The sequence below is a fragment of the Streptomyces sp. NPDC058240 genome, assembly GCF_042882135.1.
Lineage (GTDB): Bacteria > Actinomycetota > Actinomycetes > Streptomycetales > Streptomycetaceae > Streptomyces.
In genome coordinates, this window is sequence record NZ_JBHVWT010000002.1 from 184851 (window position 1) to 198996 (window position 14146).

At 69.1% G+C, this 14146-nt stretch carries 15 protein-coding genes and 1 tRNA gene; 9 read left to right on the plus strand and 7 right to left on the minus strand.

The features are described from left to right. Positions 1–61: 61 nt before the first annotated feature. Together ACFVX4_RS06065 and ACFVX4_RS06070 are read right to left on the minus strand one after the other, a co-directional pair. Positions 62–1315 (minus strand): HTTM domain-containing protein, encoded by a 1254-nt coding sequence (locus ACFVX4_RS06065; protein WP_389972406.1) that lies wholly within the window; start codon positions 1313–1315, stop codon positions 62–64. Continuing rightward, on the minus strand, positions 1312–2073 hold the full coding sequence (locus tag ACFVX4_RS06070) for a DUF5819 family protein (RefSeq protein WP_389972408.1): 762 nt from the start codon (positions 2071–2073) through the stop codon (positions 1312–1314). The genes ACFVX4_RS06065 and ACFVX4_RS06070 overlap by 4 nt, the downstream gene beginning before the upstream one ends. Positions 2074–2188: 115 nt before the next feature. Here ACFVX4_RS06070 and paaA point away from each other — a divergent pair, with 115 nt between their 5' ends. The 6 genes from paaA to ACFVX4_RS06100 all read left to right on the plus strand — a co-directional run bounded on the left by paaA (position 2189) and on the right by ACFVX4_RS06100 (position 7111). Then, on the plus strand, positions 2189–3223 hold the full coding sequence (paaA, locus tag ACFVX4_RS06075; RefSeq protein WP_389972410.1) for a 1,2-phenylacetyl-CoA epoxidase subunit PaaA: 1035 nt from the start codon (positions 2189–2191) through the stop codon (positions 3221–3223). Next, on the plus strand, positions 3220–3510 hold the full coding sequence (paaB, locus tag ACFVX4_RS06080) for a 1,2-phenylacetyl-CoA epoxidase subunit PaaB (protein WP_093548044.1): 291 nt from the start codon (positions 3220–3222) through the stop codon (positions 3508–3510). Before paaA ends, paaB begins: the two co-directional genes overlap by 4 nt. After that, a complete protein-coding gene (gene paaC, locus ACFVX4_RS06085) occupies positions 3507–4208 on the plus strand; it encodes a 1,2-phenylacetyl-CoA epoxidase subunit PaaC (protein ID WP_389972412.1) in 702 nt (233 codons plus the stop codon). Before paaB ends, paaC begins: the two co-directional genes overlap by 4 nt. After that, entirely contained in the window at positions 4202–4708 is a 507-nt protein-coding gene (paaD, locus tag ACFVX4_RS06090; RefSeq protein ID WP_389972414.1) for a 1,2-phenylacetyl-CoA epoxidase subunit PaaD, read from the plus strand. The genes paaC and paaD overlap by 7 nt, the downstream gene beginning before the upstream one ends. Beyond that, positions 4709–5767 (plus strand): 2Fe-2S iron-sulfur cluster-binding protein, encoded by a 1059-nt coding sequence (locus ACFVX4_RS06095; protein ID WP_389972416.1) that lies wholly within the window; start codon positions 4709–4711, stop codon positions 5765–5767. A gap of 144 nt (positions 5768–5911) precedes the next feature. Further along, a complete protein-coding gene (locus ACFVX4_RS06100; protein ID WP_389972418.1) occupies positions 5912–7111 on the plus strand; it encodes an acyl-CoA dehydrogenase family protein in 1200 nt (399 codons plus the stop codon). An 86-nt stretch (positions 7112–7197) separates the two neighbouring features. Here the strand turns inward: ACFVX4_RS06100 and ACFVX4_RS06105 are convergent, their stop codons facing one another. The 4 genes from ACFVX4_RS06105 to ACFVX4_RS06120 form a co-directional block, all read right to left on the minus strand. Continuing rightward, the gene (locus ACFVX4_RS06105) at positions 7198–7542 is read right to left on the minus strand and encodes a rhodanese-like domain-containing protein (protein WP_389972420.1); all 345 of its coding nucleotides are present in this window, start codon (positions 7540–7542) and stop codon (positions 7198–7200) included. Between the two features lie 46 nt (positions 7543–7588). Next, positions 7589–8644, minus strand: a complete 1056-nt coding sequence (locus tag ACFVX4_RS06110) for a J domain-containing protein (RefSeq protein ID WP_389972422.1) — start codon at positions 8642–8644, stop codon at positions 7589–7591. Positions 8645–8702: 58 nt separating this feature from the next. Next, on the minus strand, positions 8703–10154 hold the full coding sequence (locus ACFVX4_RS06115) for a DUF2252 domain-containing protein (protein WP_389972424.1): 1452 nt from the start codon (positions 10152–10154) through the stop codon (positions 8703–8705). A 148-nt stretch (positions 10155–10302) separates the two neighbouring features. Continuing rightward, positions 10303–11469 carry a hypothetical protein gene (locus ACFVX4_RS06120; RefSeq protein WP_389972426.1) on the minus strand — a complete coding sequence of 389 codons (1167 nt, stop codon included), beginning with the start codon at positions 11467–11469 and terminating at the stop codon, positions 10303–10305. Between the two features lie 90 nt (positions 11470–11559). Between ACFVX4_RS06120 and ACFVX4_RS06125 the strand changes: the two genes are divergently transcribed. Further along, entirely contained in the window at positions 11560–12030 is a 471-nt protein-coding gene (locus ACFVX4_RS06125; protein ID WP_389972428.1) for a MarR family winged helix-turn-helix transcriptional regulator, read from the plus strand. Between the two features lie 242 nt (positions 12031–12272). On the opposite strand, the gene ACFVX4_RS06130 is transcribed toward ACFVX4_RS06125, so the two are convergent. After that, positions 12273–12355 (minus strand) — tRNA-Leu (locus tag ACFVX4_RS06130). A gap of 317 nt (positions 12356–12672) precedes the next feature. Here ACFVX4_RS06130 and ACFVX4_RS06135 point away from each other — a divergent pair. Further along, positions 12673–13542 carry an FhaA domain-containing protein gene (locus tag ACFVX4_RS06135; RefSeq protein ID WP_389972430.1) on the plus strand — a complete coding sequence of 290 codons (870 nt, stop codon included), beginning with the start codon at positions 12673–12675 and terminating at the stop codon, positions 13540–13542. A gap of 10 nt (positions 13543–13552) precedes the next feature. After that, positions 13553–14068, plus strand: a complete 516-nt coding sequence (locus ACFVX4_RS06140; RefSeq protein ID WP_389972432.1) for an FHA domain-containing protein — start codon at positions 13553–13555, stop codon at positions 14066–14068. The last annotated feature ends 78 nt before the right edge of the window (positions 14069–14146 follow it).

Below are 14146 nucleotides of genomic sequence, written 5' to 3' on the forward strand. Positions count from 1 at the left end.
TTGTTCAACGATTCGCCGCCGCTACTGCCCGCGCGGCCCGTGCTGCCACTCTCGCTACTGCTCACCCGACGAGCGTATGACCCCCGCCGCCGCTGTGCTGCGGGGCCTCCTCGTCATCGGCGCCACGCCGCTGCCCGGGGACCTCGGCCCTGCCCGGGAGCAGCCGCTCCCGGGCGAGGGTTACCCGGCCGCCGAGCCACACCAGGAAGACGGTCGGCAGGAAGACGGAGTCGGCGGCGATCATCGCCATGGAGAAGAAAGGCAGCCCGAGCAGCAGGGCGATGCCGGCGTGCTCACACATCATGGCGACGAGCAGAACGTTCTTGACCCGCCGGTTGAACAGGGTGAAGGGAAACGCGACCTGAACGATGACCGTGCCGTACGTAAGCAACATCACCATCACACCGCTGGAGGCGAGGATGTCCGACAGTCCGGGCCAGGGCGTGAAGTAGTCGAGCTTGAGCGGGTAGTACAGCGCCGTACCGTCCTGCCACCGCGAACCCTGGATCTTGTACCACCCCGCAGTGGCGTAGATCAGACAGACCTCGGCCATGATCACGACGAGGGTCGCATTGTGGGCGAGGTTGGCGACGACATCGAGCAGGGCGCGCGATTCGCTGTGCGGTGCGTAACGGTTCACAGCCCACCAGGCGCCCTCGCCGACCCAAAGGACCCAGAGAAGAGTCGGCAGCCACCAGGTGCCGCCGAGCCCATCGGTCATGCCGGCCACGATCAGAACGAGGCCGAGCACCACCCAGAGGACCATACCGGCCACATTCCCCCGCACCGGGCGCCGAGGATCGTCCGCTCCCGCACGCGCCTGCCGCGCCGCACGCCGGGCGTCCAACGACCAGACCCGCCCGCAGCGCGTGAGCATCAGATAGATCGCCATGAGATGGATGACGTTGTCGCCGCCGTCGCCCATGAAGATGCTGCGGTTCTGCAGGGAGAGCACCCCGGCCATGAAGAGGACCGACATGGCGCGGGTGTGCCAGCCGACCATCAGCAGCGCCGCGGAGACCAGCGCGACCGCGTACACGATCTCGAACCAGACCGTACTGTCCGACCACATGAGTGCGGTGAATGCCTGATTGCCGGATATGAGCTGCTGCGCCATGTCCCAGCGCCACGGGGCGTCGGGTCCGTACATCTCGTGGCGGTGCGGCAGTTCGCGCAGCAGGAAGAACAGATAGGTGGCCGAGAAGCCGATCCGGATGACGGCACTCTGATACTGGCCGAAGGACGTGGAGGTGACGCGCTGGATACCGCGGGCGATCTTGTGGTCGATCTTGCGGTCGACGGCGAACGTACTCACTTGTCCGCCCCCTTGGCGCTCTTGGGAAGGTCTGCGTCAGTTACCGTCCACCACGGCAGTACCCGGTAGGACGGCCTCGTACTGATCTTCTCCTCGCTCCATGCGGGCGCCCCGACGGACCGCACCTCGGAACGGACCTGGATGCGCTCGACGGTGCCGCCGTAGTCGTGTTCGCCGAGGCGCAGCATCACGATGCGGCGGATGTAGCGCTCGGAGAGCTGACCGCGAAGGCCATTGGCCCGGTTCTCGTTGTCGTGGGAACTGAGGTAGAAGTCCCAGCCGCGTCGGAGTTCGTTCTGATGGACGTGGCTGGGGAGAAGACTGCCGCGTATCGCCTTGCCGTCCTCGCCGGAAAGGCTCATCCAGGAGGTGGTGCGGCGCCCGTCGGCGCCGGCTATCTCGGCTCGTACGTGAATGGCGATGTTCTGCTGAAGCGGGTTCGGGGCGAAGAGCTTCCAGTTCTGCTCGAACTCGGGATAGATCCACTCGTCGACCGCTTCGCCGTGCTGCTTGCTCATGGTGTTGGAGGGGGCGACGTGCAGAAACACCATGGCCAGCTGTCCACAGGCGACCAGCCCGATGACGGACAGCGCGACCGCGGCCACGATCTGGTACGGAAGCGACAGGGCGGCCATCCCGCCACGCGGACTTGATTCAGGCCCCTGACCAGCGCCGGAAGATATTTCTTCCTGCTGATCCGGCCCCGGCTCGGCAGCCCCGTTCCCGCTTTCGGCGCCCCTGTCGTCGTACGAATCCATCCCGCCCCGATCCCCGTCGATCCCCGGTCAGTTATCCACAGGGTTGACACCCTACGGGCCGCCGACTCACCATTGAAGACATTGAACCGAACGATCGGTCGGTAGGGAGCCCGGGATGGCGGCAGTGACTGCGGACCAGACAGCGCAGGCGGGAGCGGACAGGCTCGAAGGGGCGGACGAGGCCCTGGAGGCGGCATTCGACGCCGCGGTGGCAGCGGACGAGCGCATCGAGCCACGCGACTGGATGCCCGATGCGTACCGCGCCTCGCTGGTCAGGCAAATGGCCCAGCACGCCCACTCCGAAATCATCGGCATGCAGCCGGAGGCCAACTGGATCTCGCGGGCGCCCTCGCTGCGACGCAAGGCGATCCTGATGGCCAAGGTGCAGGACGAGGCAGGCCACGGGCTCTACCTGTACAGCGCGGCAGAGACCCTCGGCACCGGCCGCGAGGAGCTGCTCGACAAGCTTCACGCGGGCCGCCAGAGGTATTCATCGATCTTCAACTACCCGACGCTGACCTGGGCGGACGTCGGCGCGATCGGCTGGCTCGTGGACGGCGCCGCGATCACCAACCAGGTGCCGCTGTGCCGCTGCTCCTACGGCCCGTACGCCCGAGCGATGGTCCGCATCTGCAAGGAGGAGTCCTTCCACCAGCGCCAGGGGTACGAGCTGCTGCTCGCTCTCAGCCGCGGCACCCCGGCGCAGCACGAAATGGCGCAGGACGCGGTGAACCGCTGGTGGTGGCCGTCCCTGATGATGTTCGGCCCGCCGGACGACGCATCGGCCCACTCGGCGCAGTCGATGGCCTGGAAGATCAAGCGCCACTCCAACGACGAGCTGCGGCAGCGCTTCGTGGACATCTGCGTCCCGCAGGCCGAGGCGCTGGGTCTCACCCTCCCGGACCCGGACCTCCGGTGGAACGAGGAGCGCGGACAGCACGACTTCGGGGTGATCGACTGGAAGGAGTTCCAGGAGGTCCTCAAGGGCAACGGCCCGTGCAACGAACAGCGCCTCACCCAGCGCCGCCGAGCACACGAGGAGGGCGCCTGGGTCCGGGACGCGGCGGCTGCCCACGCCGGGAAACGCACAGCAGCACAAGCGCACGCAGCACCACACACAGCAGCGGGGAACGGGGAGGCGACAGCATGAGCAGCTCGACCGAATGGCCACTGTGGGAGGTGTTCGTGCGTTCGCGCCGCGGTCTTTCCCACACCCACGCGGGCAGCCTGCACGCCCCGGACGCCGAGATGGCCCTGCGCAACGCGCGCGATCTGTACACGCGCCGTTCCGAGGGCGTCTCCATCTGGGTGGTCCCGTCCGCACAGGTCACGGCGTCCTCGCCGGACGAGAAGGACTCCTTCTTCGAACCGGCCGGCGACAAGCCGTACCGGCATCCGACGTTCTACGAGATCCCGGAAGGGGTGAAGCACCTGTGACCGCGGCCCTCGCCCTGGGCGACGACGCGCTGGTGCTCTCGCACCGGCTGGGGGAGTGGGCGGGCCATGCGCCCGTGCTGGAAGAAGAAGTGGCCCTGGCCAACATCGCCCTGGACCTGCTGGGGCAGGCCCGGATACTCCTCTCCCTGGTCGGGGACGAGGACGAGCTGGCGTATCTGCGCGAGGAACGCGCCTTCCGCAACGTCCAGCTGGTCGAGCAGCCCAACGGCGACTTCGCCCACACCATCGCCCGCCAGCTCTACTTCTCCACCTACCAGCGGCTGCTGTACGAGCAGCTGGCATCGGGCGAGAACGCGTTCGCCGGCCTGGCGGCGAAGGCCGTCAAGGAGGTCGCGTACCACCAGGACCACGCGGAGCACTGGACACTGCGGCTCGGCGACGGCACGGACGAGAGCCATGACCGGATGCAGCGCGCCGTGGATGCCCTGTGGCGGTTCACCGGCGAGCTGTTCGAGCCCGTCGAGGGGGTGGAGGTCGACTGGCAGTCGCTGCACAGCGGCTGGCTGGAGTCCGTTTCCGCGGTGCTGGAGCGGGCCACGCTGACGCTGCCGACCGGTCCGCGGTCCGGGGCGTGGACGGCGGGCGCGGGACGCCAGGGCATCCACACCGAACCCTTCGGCCGCATGATCGCCGAGATGCAGCATCTGCATCGCAGCCACCCGGGGGCGTCATGGTGACCGAGACCGTCCTGGAGAAGGAGCTGCACCGCCTCGCAGGCTCCGTACCCGATCCCGAACTGCCCGTGCTGACCCTGGACGAGCTGGGGGTACTCCGGGGTGTGGATGTTCTCGCCCCCGGCAAGGTCACCGTGCGTCTCACCCCGACCTACACCGGCTGCCCTGCGATCGAGGCGATGTCCTCCGACATCGAACGGGTGCTGCACGACCACGGCATACCGGAGGTCTCCGTGGTCACCGTGCTCTCACCGGCCTGGTCCACGGACGACATCAGCGCGGAAGGACGGCGCAAGCTGGCCGAGTTCGGCATAGCGCCCCCGCGCCCGCACGACGCCATGACCGGCGCGGGCGGTCCGGTGCCACTCACGCTCTCGGTGCGCTGCCCGCACTGCGGATCGACCGATACGGAGCTGCTGAGCCGGTTCTCCTCCACCGCGTGCAAGGCGCTGCGCCGCTGCGTGACATGCCGCGAACCGTTCGACCACTTCAAGGAGTTGTAGATGTTCCATCCGCTCCGGGTCCGCACGATCGAACGGCTCACGGACGATTCGGTGGCCGTCACCCTCGCCGTACCGCCCGAGTTGCGCGAGACCTTCCGCCACAAGCCCGGCCAGCACCTCAATGTGCGGTACACGGTCGACGGCGAGGAGATCCGCCGCTCGTACTCGATCTGCTCCCCGGCCACCGAGGAACCGGACGATCCGGTACTGCGTGTGGGCATTCGGCTCGTCGACGGCGGCGTGTTCTCCACGTACGCCCTGAAGGAACTCGCCGTCGGTGACCTGGTCGAGGCGATGCCTCCGATGGGCCGCTTCGTGCTGGCGCCCCGCGCCGGACACTTCGCGGCGATCGTAGGCGGCAGCGGAATCACGCCGGTCCTGTCCATCGCGGCCACGCTGCTGGCACGGGCACCCGATGCCCATTTCTGCCTGATCCGCAGCGACCGGACAGCGCTCTCGACGATGTTCCTGGACGAGGTCGCCGACCTCAAGGACCGCTACCCGGACCGGTTCCAGCTGGTCACGGTGCTCTCCCGGGAGGAGCAGCAGGCAGGTCTCCCCTCCGGCCGGCTGGACCGGGACCGTCTCACCGAACTGCTGCCCGCGCTGCTACCGGTGACCGAGGTGGACGGCTGGTACCTCTGCGGGCCATTCGGACTGATCCAGGCCGCGGACCGGGCGCTGCGGGGCCTGGGCGTCGACCGGCCCCGCATCCACCAGGAGATCTTCCATGTGGACGACGGCCCGAGCACATCCGTCCGCCCCCGGGCCGAAACACCCGCTCACAGCAGGCTCACCGCCACCCTGGACGGCCGTTCCGGCACCTGGCCGGTGGAGGAGGGGGAATCGCTGCTGGAGACCGTGCTGCGCAGCCGCGCCGACGCACCGTACGCCTGCAAGGGCGGGGTGTGCGGGACCTGCCGGGCGTTCCTGGTCTCGGGCGAGGTGCGGATGGACCGCAACTTCGCGTTGGAGCCCGAAGAGACAGATGCGGGATATGTGCTGGCGTGCCAGTCGCATCCGGCCACCCCGGAGGTGGAGCTCGACTTCGACCGCTGACCGCTCCCTCCCCTCTCCCTGTCTCCTGATCCCCCTGCTGCTTCTCCCGCTCCTCCTCCTGTTCCCTTCTCGTAGAACCTGTTCTATCTTGACGGCCCGTCACATTCGGGCACAGGGACAGTCGGTCAGCGGGAGGCCAGGACAGTGGACTTCACCTTCACCGAGGAACAGCAGGCGGCCACGGAGGCAGCACGAGCGGTCTTCTCGGGAGTCGCACCGGACGGGGTTCCCAGCCCCGCTCTCGTGCCGGGCGCGGTGGCCGAGGACATCGACCGCCCGCTGTGGGCCCGGCTTGCCGCGGGCGATCTGCTGAGCCTGACGCTGTCGCCGGAGCACGGCGGGGCCGGGCTCGATCTCGTCGCGCTCTGCCTGGTGTTGCGCGAGTCAGCCAAGGTGCTCGCGAGAGTGCCGTTGCTGGAGACGTGCGCGGTCGCGATGGCGCTCCAGCGGTACGGAGACCCGCGGCTGGCCGCCCAGTTGCTGCCTCCGGTCGGTCGAGGGGAGCTGGTCCTCACCGTCGGGGCCAACGGCCGTTCCGGCCACGATCCGGCCGAACTCGCCGTCACCGCCCGCCGGGAAGCGACAGCAGGAATCGTCCCGACGGACGAAGCCCCCGGCACAGCCGTCGACGACGGTGCCGGAGACCTTGCCGGCTGGGTGCTCGACGGGACGCAGTCGGCAGTGCCGTGGGCGCAGGCCGCGGACTGGATCGCGATTCCGGCCCACACGGACGAGGGCCGGGCGGTGGTCGCCCTGGTCCAGCCCGCCCAGGACGGCGTCACTCTGGCAGAGCAGGTCTCCACCAACGGTGAACGGTTCGCCGAGGTCCGGCTGGAGTCGGTACGGATCGACGGCAGCGCGCTGATCGACGGAGCCGGGGCCTGGGAGTGGCTGCGCGCCCTCCTCACCACCGGAACGTGCGCACTCGCACTCGGCCTGGGTGAGGCCGTGCTCGCCATGACGAGCGAATACACCGGCAAGCGCGAGCAGTTCGGCTTCCCGGTGGCGACCTTCCAGTCCGTCGCGGTACAGGCCGCGGACCGGTACATCGACCTACGGGCCATGGAAGTGACGCTCTGGCAGGCGGCCTGGCGGATCTCCACCGGAGCCGACGGGATGCTGCCTGCCGAGGGCGACATCGCCGTGGCGAAGATCTGGGCCTCGGACGGTGTCCGCCGGGTCGTGCAGACGGCACAGCATCTGCACGGCGGTTTCGGAGCGGACACGGACTATCCGCTGCACCGCTTTCACGCCTGGGCCAAGCAGATCGAGTTGTCCCTCGGTCCGGCAGCGGCACACGAGGAGGCACTGGGCAGCCTTCTGGCCACACACCTCCTCGGCTGACACCGGTCAAACGGCAAGCGCACCGACCGAGCGGCCAAGCCGCCGCACAACCACGAACCAGCTCCCCGGCGGAGCGGCTCCCCGGCTCAGAGCACGAAGGCCGGGTTGCCGTCGTCCGTGACCATCGGGCGTCCGGCGCCGTCCCAGGCCAGCATCCCGCCGTCGATGTTCACGGCGTCGATACCCTGCTGCACCAGGTACTGGGTGACCTGGGCCGACCGGCCACCGACGCGGCACATCACGTGCACACGCCGGCCGTCGTCGGCGGCCTCGGTCAGCTCACCGAAGCGGGCCACGAAGTCACTCATCGGGATGTGCAGAGCGCCCTCGATATGCCCGGCCGCCCACTCGTTGTCCTCCCGGACGTCCAGCACAAAGCCGTGCGACGGCACCGCCGCGACATCCACCGAGGGCAGCGGGGCGAAATTCATGGGTCATGCCTTCTCTCGTACGTACGCTCCTGAGTCACCTGGAACGCTACTGCACCATGCCCGCCAGCTCCGCCTCGCGCTGCGCGACCTCGCCCAACAGCTGCTCGGCGATCTCGTCGAGCAGCCGGTCCGGATCGTCCGGCGCCATCCGCAGCATGGCCCCGATGGCGCTCTCCTCCAGCTCCTGGGCGAGCACCGTCAGAAGTTCCTTGCGCTGGGTCAGCCAGTTCAGCCGGGCATAGAGCTCCTCGCTCTCGCTGAGCTCCGCCTCCGGAGCCACCGGACCCGCCGCCCATTCCTGCGCCAACTCGATCAGGAGAGCCTCGTCCCCCCGCCCGTACGCGGCGTTCACGCGGGCGATGAACTCGTCCCGGCGGGCCCGTTCCGTCTCGTCCTGCGCCAGGTCCGGGTGGGCCTGGCGTGCCAGGTCGCGGTAGAGCTTGCGCGCCTCCTCGGTCGGCCGGACCCGCTTGGGCGGCCGGACCGGCTGCTCGGTCAGCATCGCCGCGGCCTCGGGGGACAGCCCGTCGGAGTCGATCCAGTCGTGAAACAGCTCGTCGACACCCGGCATCGGCATGACGATCGCCCGGGCCTCCTGCGCCTTGCGGATGTCCTCCGGATCGCCCGTCCTGGCGGCCCGAGCCTCCGCGATCTGCGCGTCCAGCTCGTCGAGGCGGGTGTACATGGGCCCGAGCTTCTGGTGATGCAGCCGGGAGAAATTCTCGACCTCGACCCGGAAGGTCTCCACCGCGATCTCGAACTCGATCAGCGCCTGCTCCGCCGCCCGAACCGCCTTCGCGAGCCGGGCCTCGGGCCGCTCCCCCCCAGCACGACCACCCGTCCCCCCGCCGGCGTCCCCGCCCGCCGCCTCGTCGGGAGCCCCGTCTCCGGCGCTGCCCGCGGCGGTGCCGGAGCCACCTTCGTCACCGGCCCCAGGACCGGCGCCGGTGTCCGTACCGGCACCGGCCGGCCGACCGTGCTGCTCTGGCGGCTCACCCTGCCCGTACTGCTCGTTCCGGGCATGCTGCTCGCGCTGCCGGTCGTTGTCCTGCCGGTCATCGTCGTTCCGGGTGGTCGGCACCCCGGCGGCTTCGTGGGTCACCCGTCCAGCGTATGGCCACGGCCCACGTCCCGAGGACGCACGGTCGGCCCGATGCCCCTCAGACGCCCAGTTCGGCGGCTATCCGCCCCGAACCGATGGCCCGCACCAACTCCGCGTGGTCCGCCTCCGTACGGTCCGCGTAGGTCACCGCGAACGCCGCCACCGCCTCGTCCAGTTCCTCGTTCTTGCCGCAGTAGCCCGCGATCAGTCGCGGATCCGCGCTGTGCGCGTGGGCGCGTGCCAGCAGCGCACCGGTCATCCGGCCGTAGTCGTCGACCTGATCGGCCGCCAGTGCCGCCGGATCCACGCTGCCCTTGCGGTTCCTGAACTGCCGTACCTGGAACGGGCGTCCGTCCACCGTCGCCCAGCCCAGCAGGATGTCGCTGACGACCTGCATCCGCTTCTGCCCGAGCACCACCCGGCGCCCCTCGTGCGCCACCTCCGGCACGTCGAAGCCGACAGCCGGCAAGTACGGCACCAGCACGGAGGGCCGCGCCTCCTTGACCTGCAGCACCAGGGGCTCACCGCGGTGATCGAGCAGAAGCACCACGTACGACCGGGTGCCGACACTCCCGGTACCGACCACCCGGAACGCCACGTCGTGGATCGCGTACCGGGCGAGGAGCGGAACTCGGTCCTCCGAGATCGTGCCCAGGTAGTCGCCGAGTCCCGCCGCAACCGCCCCGGCCTCCACGTCCGGCACCCGTCGCAGCACCGGCGGCGCGTCGATGAAGCGGCGTCCGCCGTCCCCGGAATCCTCGGTGGACTTGGCCGCGAAGCGGGCGCTGGTGTTGTTGCGGGCCTTCTCCGAGACCCGTTCCAGAGTGCCGAGGAGATCCCGCGCGTCCGTGTGCGAGACCAACTCCTCGTCCGCGATGGCGTTCCAGGCGTCGAGCGCGGGCAGTTTGGCCAGCAGCCGCATCGTCCGCCGGTACGCGCCCACCGTGTCGTACGCGCCCTGCCGGCAGGTCTCCTCGTCCGCCCCGGCCTCACGCCCCGCAAGCACCAGCGAGGTGGCCAGACGCTTGAGGTCCCACTCCCACGGGCCGAACACGGTCTCGTCGAAGTCGTTCAGATCGATGACCAGGCTGCCCCTCGCATCGCCGTACAGCCCGAAATTGGCCGCGTGCGCATCGCCGCAGAGCTGGGCACCCACCCCGCTGACCGGCGTGCCCACCAGATCATGGGCCATCAGCCCGGCCGAGCCACGCAGAAAGGCAAAGGGGGTGGCCGCCATCCGCCCCACCCGGATCGGGGCGAGGGAGGACACTCTGCCCCGGCTCGACTCCTCGACCGCCCGCACCGCGTCGGGCCGCCCGGCCGGAAGGTCCAGGAACGCGTGCGAGGCCCTGGGCACCCGCTCCCGCACCGCTTTGCCCGCCTTCCTCGACGGCCGCGCCGCGTCCCCGCCCGCCCCGGCCGCCCTCCGCGCGAATCCGGGCACGACCGGAATACGTGGATCACCCGACACAGACCGCTGAACCGGCACTGTCGCTTCGATGTCACCCATGGCGCGCAGCCTCCCCCGCCCTCGCCCTGCGCTCCCGGCCCGACGCCCTGTCGCAGATCAATTGCGACGAAGGTACCGCCGTCGGCCGAATGCCGTCTGCTCCTGTGGAAAACGCACCTTGCGACCTGTGGACAACGATCCGTCCTGGTCAGACACCGACGGTCTCTTCCATCTCCTCCTCGATCTCCTCCTCGATCTGCGGCTCGGCGCCCGCCCCGGTCCGGGTTCCGCCCCCGGTCCTGGCAGCGTGCTTCGGCCCATGGGCTCCACCGGCCTCGACAGAACCGGCGACGGCGTCGGTGCCGGCCGCTGCCGTCTCCACCGCGGCCTTCCGCCGCCTCGACTCCGACAGCCCCGCCAGCCCCATCAGGGCCAGGCCCGCCACGAACCAGAGCGCGAGCACCAGCACATGTCCACCCAGCGCGTGTCCGCCGAAGTACACATGGCTGCGTACGCCCTCGACGAAGCCCGCGCCGTTCCAGAAAGAGTGCAGCGAAGCGAAGAAGCCGGGCTGCAGTTCGGGCCGGAAGATGCCGCCGGAGCTGGTGAAGTTGAGCATCACGAACAGCACCATCAGCCCGAGCGTCGTCCAGCGCTTGAGGAAGGTGTGCAGCCCGACGCCGATCAGCAGGATGCCCGCGGCGTAGAGCCAGGCCATCGCCCACAGACCGCCGAGCCCATGGTCCACCAGGCCGAACAGCGGCCCCGCGAACACCACTCCGATCACGCTCACCACCAGCGACGCGGCAACAGCCAGTGCGGCCCTGATCCGCAGCGCCAGCACGGCGCCCGCGCCGCCGATGACCGCGACCGAGGCGTACGAGCCGATACTCACCGCGACCAGCAGGAAGAAGATGCCCTGGCCGGTCGGATCGCCGTCCGCGGTCGGTGCCGTGTCCGTCACCTTCAGCGGGTCGCCCTGTTCGGCGGCAACCTTGGTGAACACCTTTTCGACCACCGTGGCACTGGTGTCGGAGGACGCACCGGCCACGAGCAGCTCGGGGTGCTTACCCGGCAGGTAGGCGCCGTAACTCTCCTGTGTCCTGAGATGGTCCACGGCCGCGGCACGGTCGGGAACGGTACGCACGCTCAGCGCCCCGTCGCTCTTGTCCTGCAGTGTCTGCGCGAGCACCTGCGCGCTCGGCCCGGACCCGACCACGTCCACCCGGAGATCGTGCGGCTCCGGGGCGTGAAAGGCCCCGAGGTAGGCGAGCCCCATGCCGATGCACATCAGCAGCGGCGTGACGAAATGGCCCAGCACATGGCGGAGGGCGGCGGCGGTGGAGCCGGTGGCGGCACTCGGGCCTGCGGACATTCGGAACACTCCAATAGTTGGCTTTTACAACCTCTAACTCGTTGTACTATACAACTGAAACCCGAGAGCCGCGAGACGGAAGGCAAAACCGTGCCAGGCACCCCCCAGGAACGCGAAGAGTCGCTGGACGTCATCCAGCGGGAACTGACCGCCTTCGCGCGCCGCGCGCGGGCCGCGGCAGCCCGCCTCCACCCGGAGCTCCCGCTGGTCTCGTACACGCTGCTGGCGCACATCGAAGACCGGCACGGCTGCCGCGCGACCGATCTGGCCGCGCACTACATGCTGGACAAGTCGACAGTCAGCCGACAGATCGGCACCCTGGAGAAACTGGGACTGGTCGAGCGCCACCCGGACCCCGACGACCACCGGATCCAGGTGCTGCACCCCACCGCGGCCGGAACCCAGGCCCTCGCCTCCACGCAGGCCAGTCGCCGCACGGCCTACCAGGAACGCCTCGCGGACTGGACGGAGGAAGATCTCGCCCGGTTCGCGGAATACCTGCTGCGCTACAACTCGGCGGGTAACACCATCACGGCCGCCCCACGGACGCCGACGGCCTGATCCGACCCCGGGCCCCGGACGGCCGCACGTGGAACCCGGAGTCCGCGAGCCCCATCGGCCCCCTCGGCCGCCACAAGGCGGTCACCCCTCAGCCCCACAAGCCCCATACGCCACGTATAGCTCGTACGACTCGTAAGCCCCACCGTCCCGCAGGGCGCCTCGAATCAGACGTTTCACGTGAAACACGAATCCGGGAACGAAGAAGCCCCACAGACCGTTCGGCCTGTGGGGCTTCTCTCTTGTGCGCGAGGGGGGATTTGAACCCCCACGTCCCTAAGGACACTGGCACCTGAAGCCAGCGCGTCTGCCGTTCCGCCACTCGCGCAAGAGTGGTGTTTCCAGAGACTCTCTCACCGTTTGGTGCGATTCCCTGGCGACATCCGGAAGATTAGCACGCTGGACAGGGTGGATTCACATCCGTTGTTTCACCGACCGACTGAAGGGAAGCGGGAACGCCGAGCGGTCGCCCCCACTCCTCCTCTGTGCACCCCAGGTGCGGGACACTGTGAGGAGGCCGCCTCTACGATCCGTGTGAGAGGTGACACTCATCCACAGGGCAGACAAGGGGAACCAGCCGATTTCCCGACGCGTGGATACGATCAGTAAGCAGTACAGGGACGACTACAACGGAGGAGGTGCCCCATGGGAGTCATGAAGCGTTTCGAGCAGCGTCTCGAAGGTCTGGTCAACGGCACCTTCGCCAAGGTCTTCAAGTCCGAGGTCCAGCCAGTCGAGATCGCAGGAGCCCTCCAGCGCGAGTGCGACAACAACGCGACGATCTGGAACCGCGAACGGACCGTCGTCCCCAACGACTTCATCGTCGAGCTCAGCACCCCTGACTACGAGCGACTCAGCCCGTACTCCGGCCAGTTGGGCGACGAACTCTCCGGGCTGGTCCGCGACTACGCCAAGCAGCAGCGGTACACCTTCATGGGCCCCATCAAGGTCCACCTGGAGAAGGCCGACGACCTCGACACCGGGCTCTACCGGGTGCGCAGCCGCACCCTGGCGTCGAGTTCGTCACAGCAGGACCCCCAGGGCCACCAAGGACTGCAGGGCCAGCCTCCCTACCCGGGTCCGGGCCGGTCCGCACAACCCACCGGCGGCTACGGCTACCCGCCCAGCTCCGCCCCTCCCATGCCCCCGGCCCCGCCGCCGGGTGCCGGAAGGCCCGGAGCACCCAGCACCGACCGGCACCCGCCGACCGGGCCCAGCCCCCTGCCGAACGCGCAGGTGCGACGCTGGATCGAGATCAACGGCACCCGCCATCAGATCTCCCGCCCGACGCTGGTGCTGGGACGCAGCACCGACGCCGACGTGCGGATCGACGACCCCGGCGTATCGCGTCGGCACTGTGAGATCCGGACCGGAACGCCCTCGACGATCCAGGATCTCGGGTCCACCAACGGCATCGTGGTGGACGGGCAGCACACCACCCGCGCTACGCTCCGCGACGGCTCGCGAATCGTCGTGGGCAGCACCACCATCGTTTACCGGCAAGCCGAAGGGTGAAGCGGGGGCAATGTCAGAGCTGACCCTGACGGTCATGCGGCTAGGTTTCCTGGCTGTTCTGTGGCTGTTCGTGATCGTGGCCGTCCAGGTCATCCGCAGCGACCTGTTCGGAACGCGCGTCACGCAGCGCGGCTCACGCCGCACTGCGAACGACGCACGACCTCCACAGGCACGCCAGAATGCCGCGGCACCGCCGCAGCAACGCCAGCAACCAGGGCGCCAGCGCCGGGGGGCACCCACAAAGCTGGTCGTCTCCGAAGGCAGCCTCGCCGGCACCACGGTGGCGCTCCAGGGGCAGACCATCACGCTGGGCCGGGCGCACGATTCAACGATCGTGCTGGACGACGACTACGCGTCCAGCAGGCATGCCAGGATCTACCCCGACCGTGACGGCCAGTGGATCGTCGAGGATCTCGGGTCCACCAACGGCACGTATCTCGACCGGACCCGACTCACCACCCCGACACCTGTTCCGCTGGGCGCGCCGATCCGGATCGGCAAGACCGTCATCGAGCTGCGGAAGTAGTACGACAATGAGCGAGCGGAGCGAGCGAGCCGCGGCGGTCCGGGCAACGGACCCCGCCCGGCTCCCGACCGGAGGGTG

What these genes read in the sequence shown, in the direction of transcription:
- ACFVX4_RS06105 (WP_389972420.1), bottom strand. Translation starts at nt 7,542, where the DNA reads ATGAATTTCGCCCCGCTGCCCTCGGTGGATGTCGCGGCGGTGCCGTCG.
- paaA (WP_389972410.1), top strand. Translation starts at nt 2,189, where the DNA reads ATGGCGGCAGTGACTGCGGACCAGACAGCGCAGGCGGGAGCGGACAGG.
- ACFVX4_RS06070 (WP_389972408.1), bottom strand. Translation starts at nt 2,073, where the DNA reads ATGGATTCGTACGACGACAGGGGCGCCGAAAGCGGGAACGGGGCTGCC.
- ACFVX4_RS06140 (WP_389972432.1), top strand. Translation starts at nt 13,553, where the DNA reads ATGTCAGAGCTGACCCTGACGGTCATGCGGCTAGGTTTCCTGGCTGTT.
- ACFVX4_RS06115 (WP_389972424.1), bottom strand. Translation starts at nt 10,154, where the DNA reads ATGGGTGACATCGAAGCGACAGTGCCGGTTCAGCGGTCTGTGTCGGGT.
- ACFVX4_RS06095 (WP_389972416.1), top strand. Translation starts at nt 4,709, where the DNA reads ATGTTCCATCCGCTCCGGGTCCGCACGATCGAACGGCTCACGGACGAT.
- paaD (WP_389972414.1), top strand. Translation starts at nt 4,202, where the DNA reads ATGGTGACCGAGACCGTCCTGGAGAAGGAGCTGCACCGCCTCGCAGGC.
- ACFVX4_RS06135 (WP_389972430.1), top strand. Translation starts at nt 12,673, where the DNA reads ATGGGAGTCATGAAGCGTTTCGAGCAGCGTCTCGAAGGTCTGGTCAAC.
- ACFVX4_RS06120 (WP_389972426.1), bottom strand. Translation starts at nt 11,469, where the DNA reads ATGTCCGCAGGCCCGAGTGCCGCCACCGGCTCCACCGCCGCCGCCCTC.
- paaB (WP_093548044.1), top strand. Translation starts at nt 3,220, where the DNA reads ATGAGCAGCTCGACCGAATGGCCACTGTGGGAGGTGTTCGTGCGTTCG.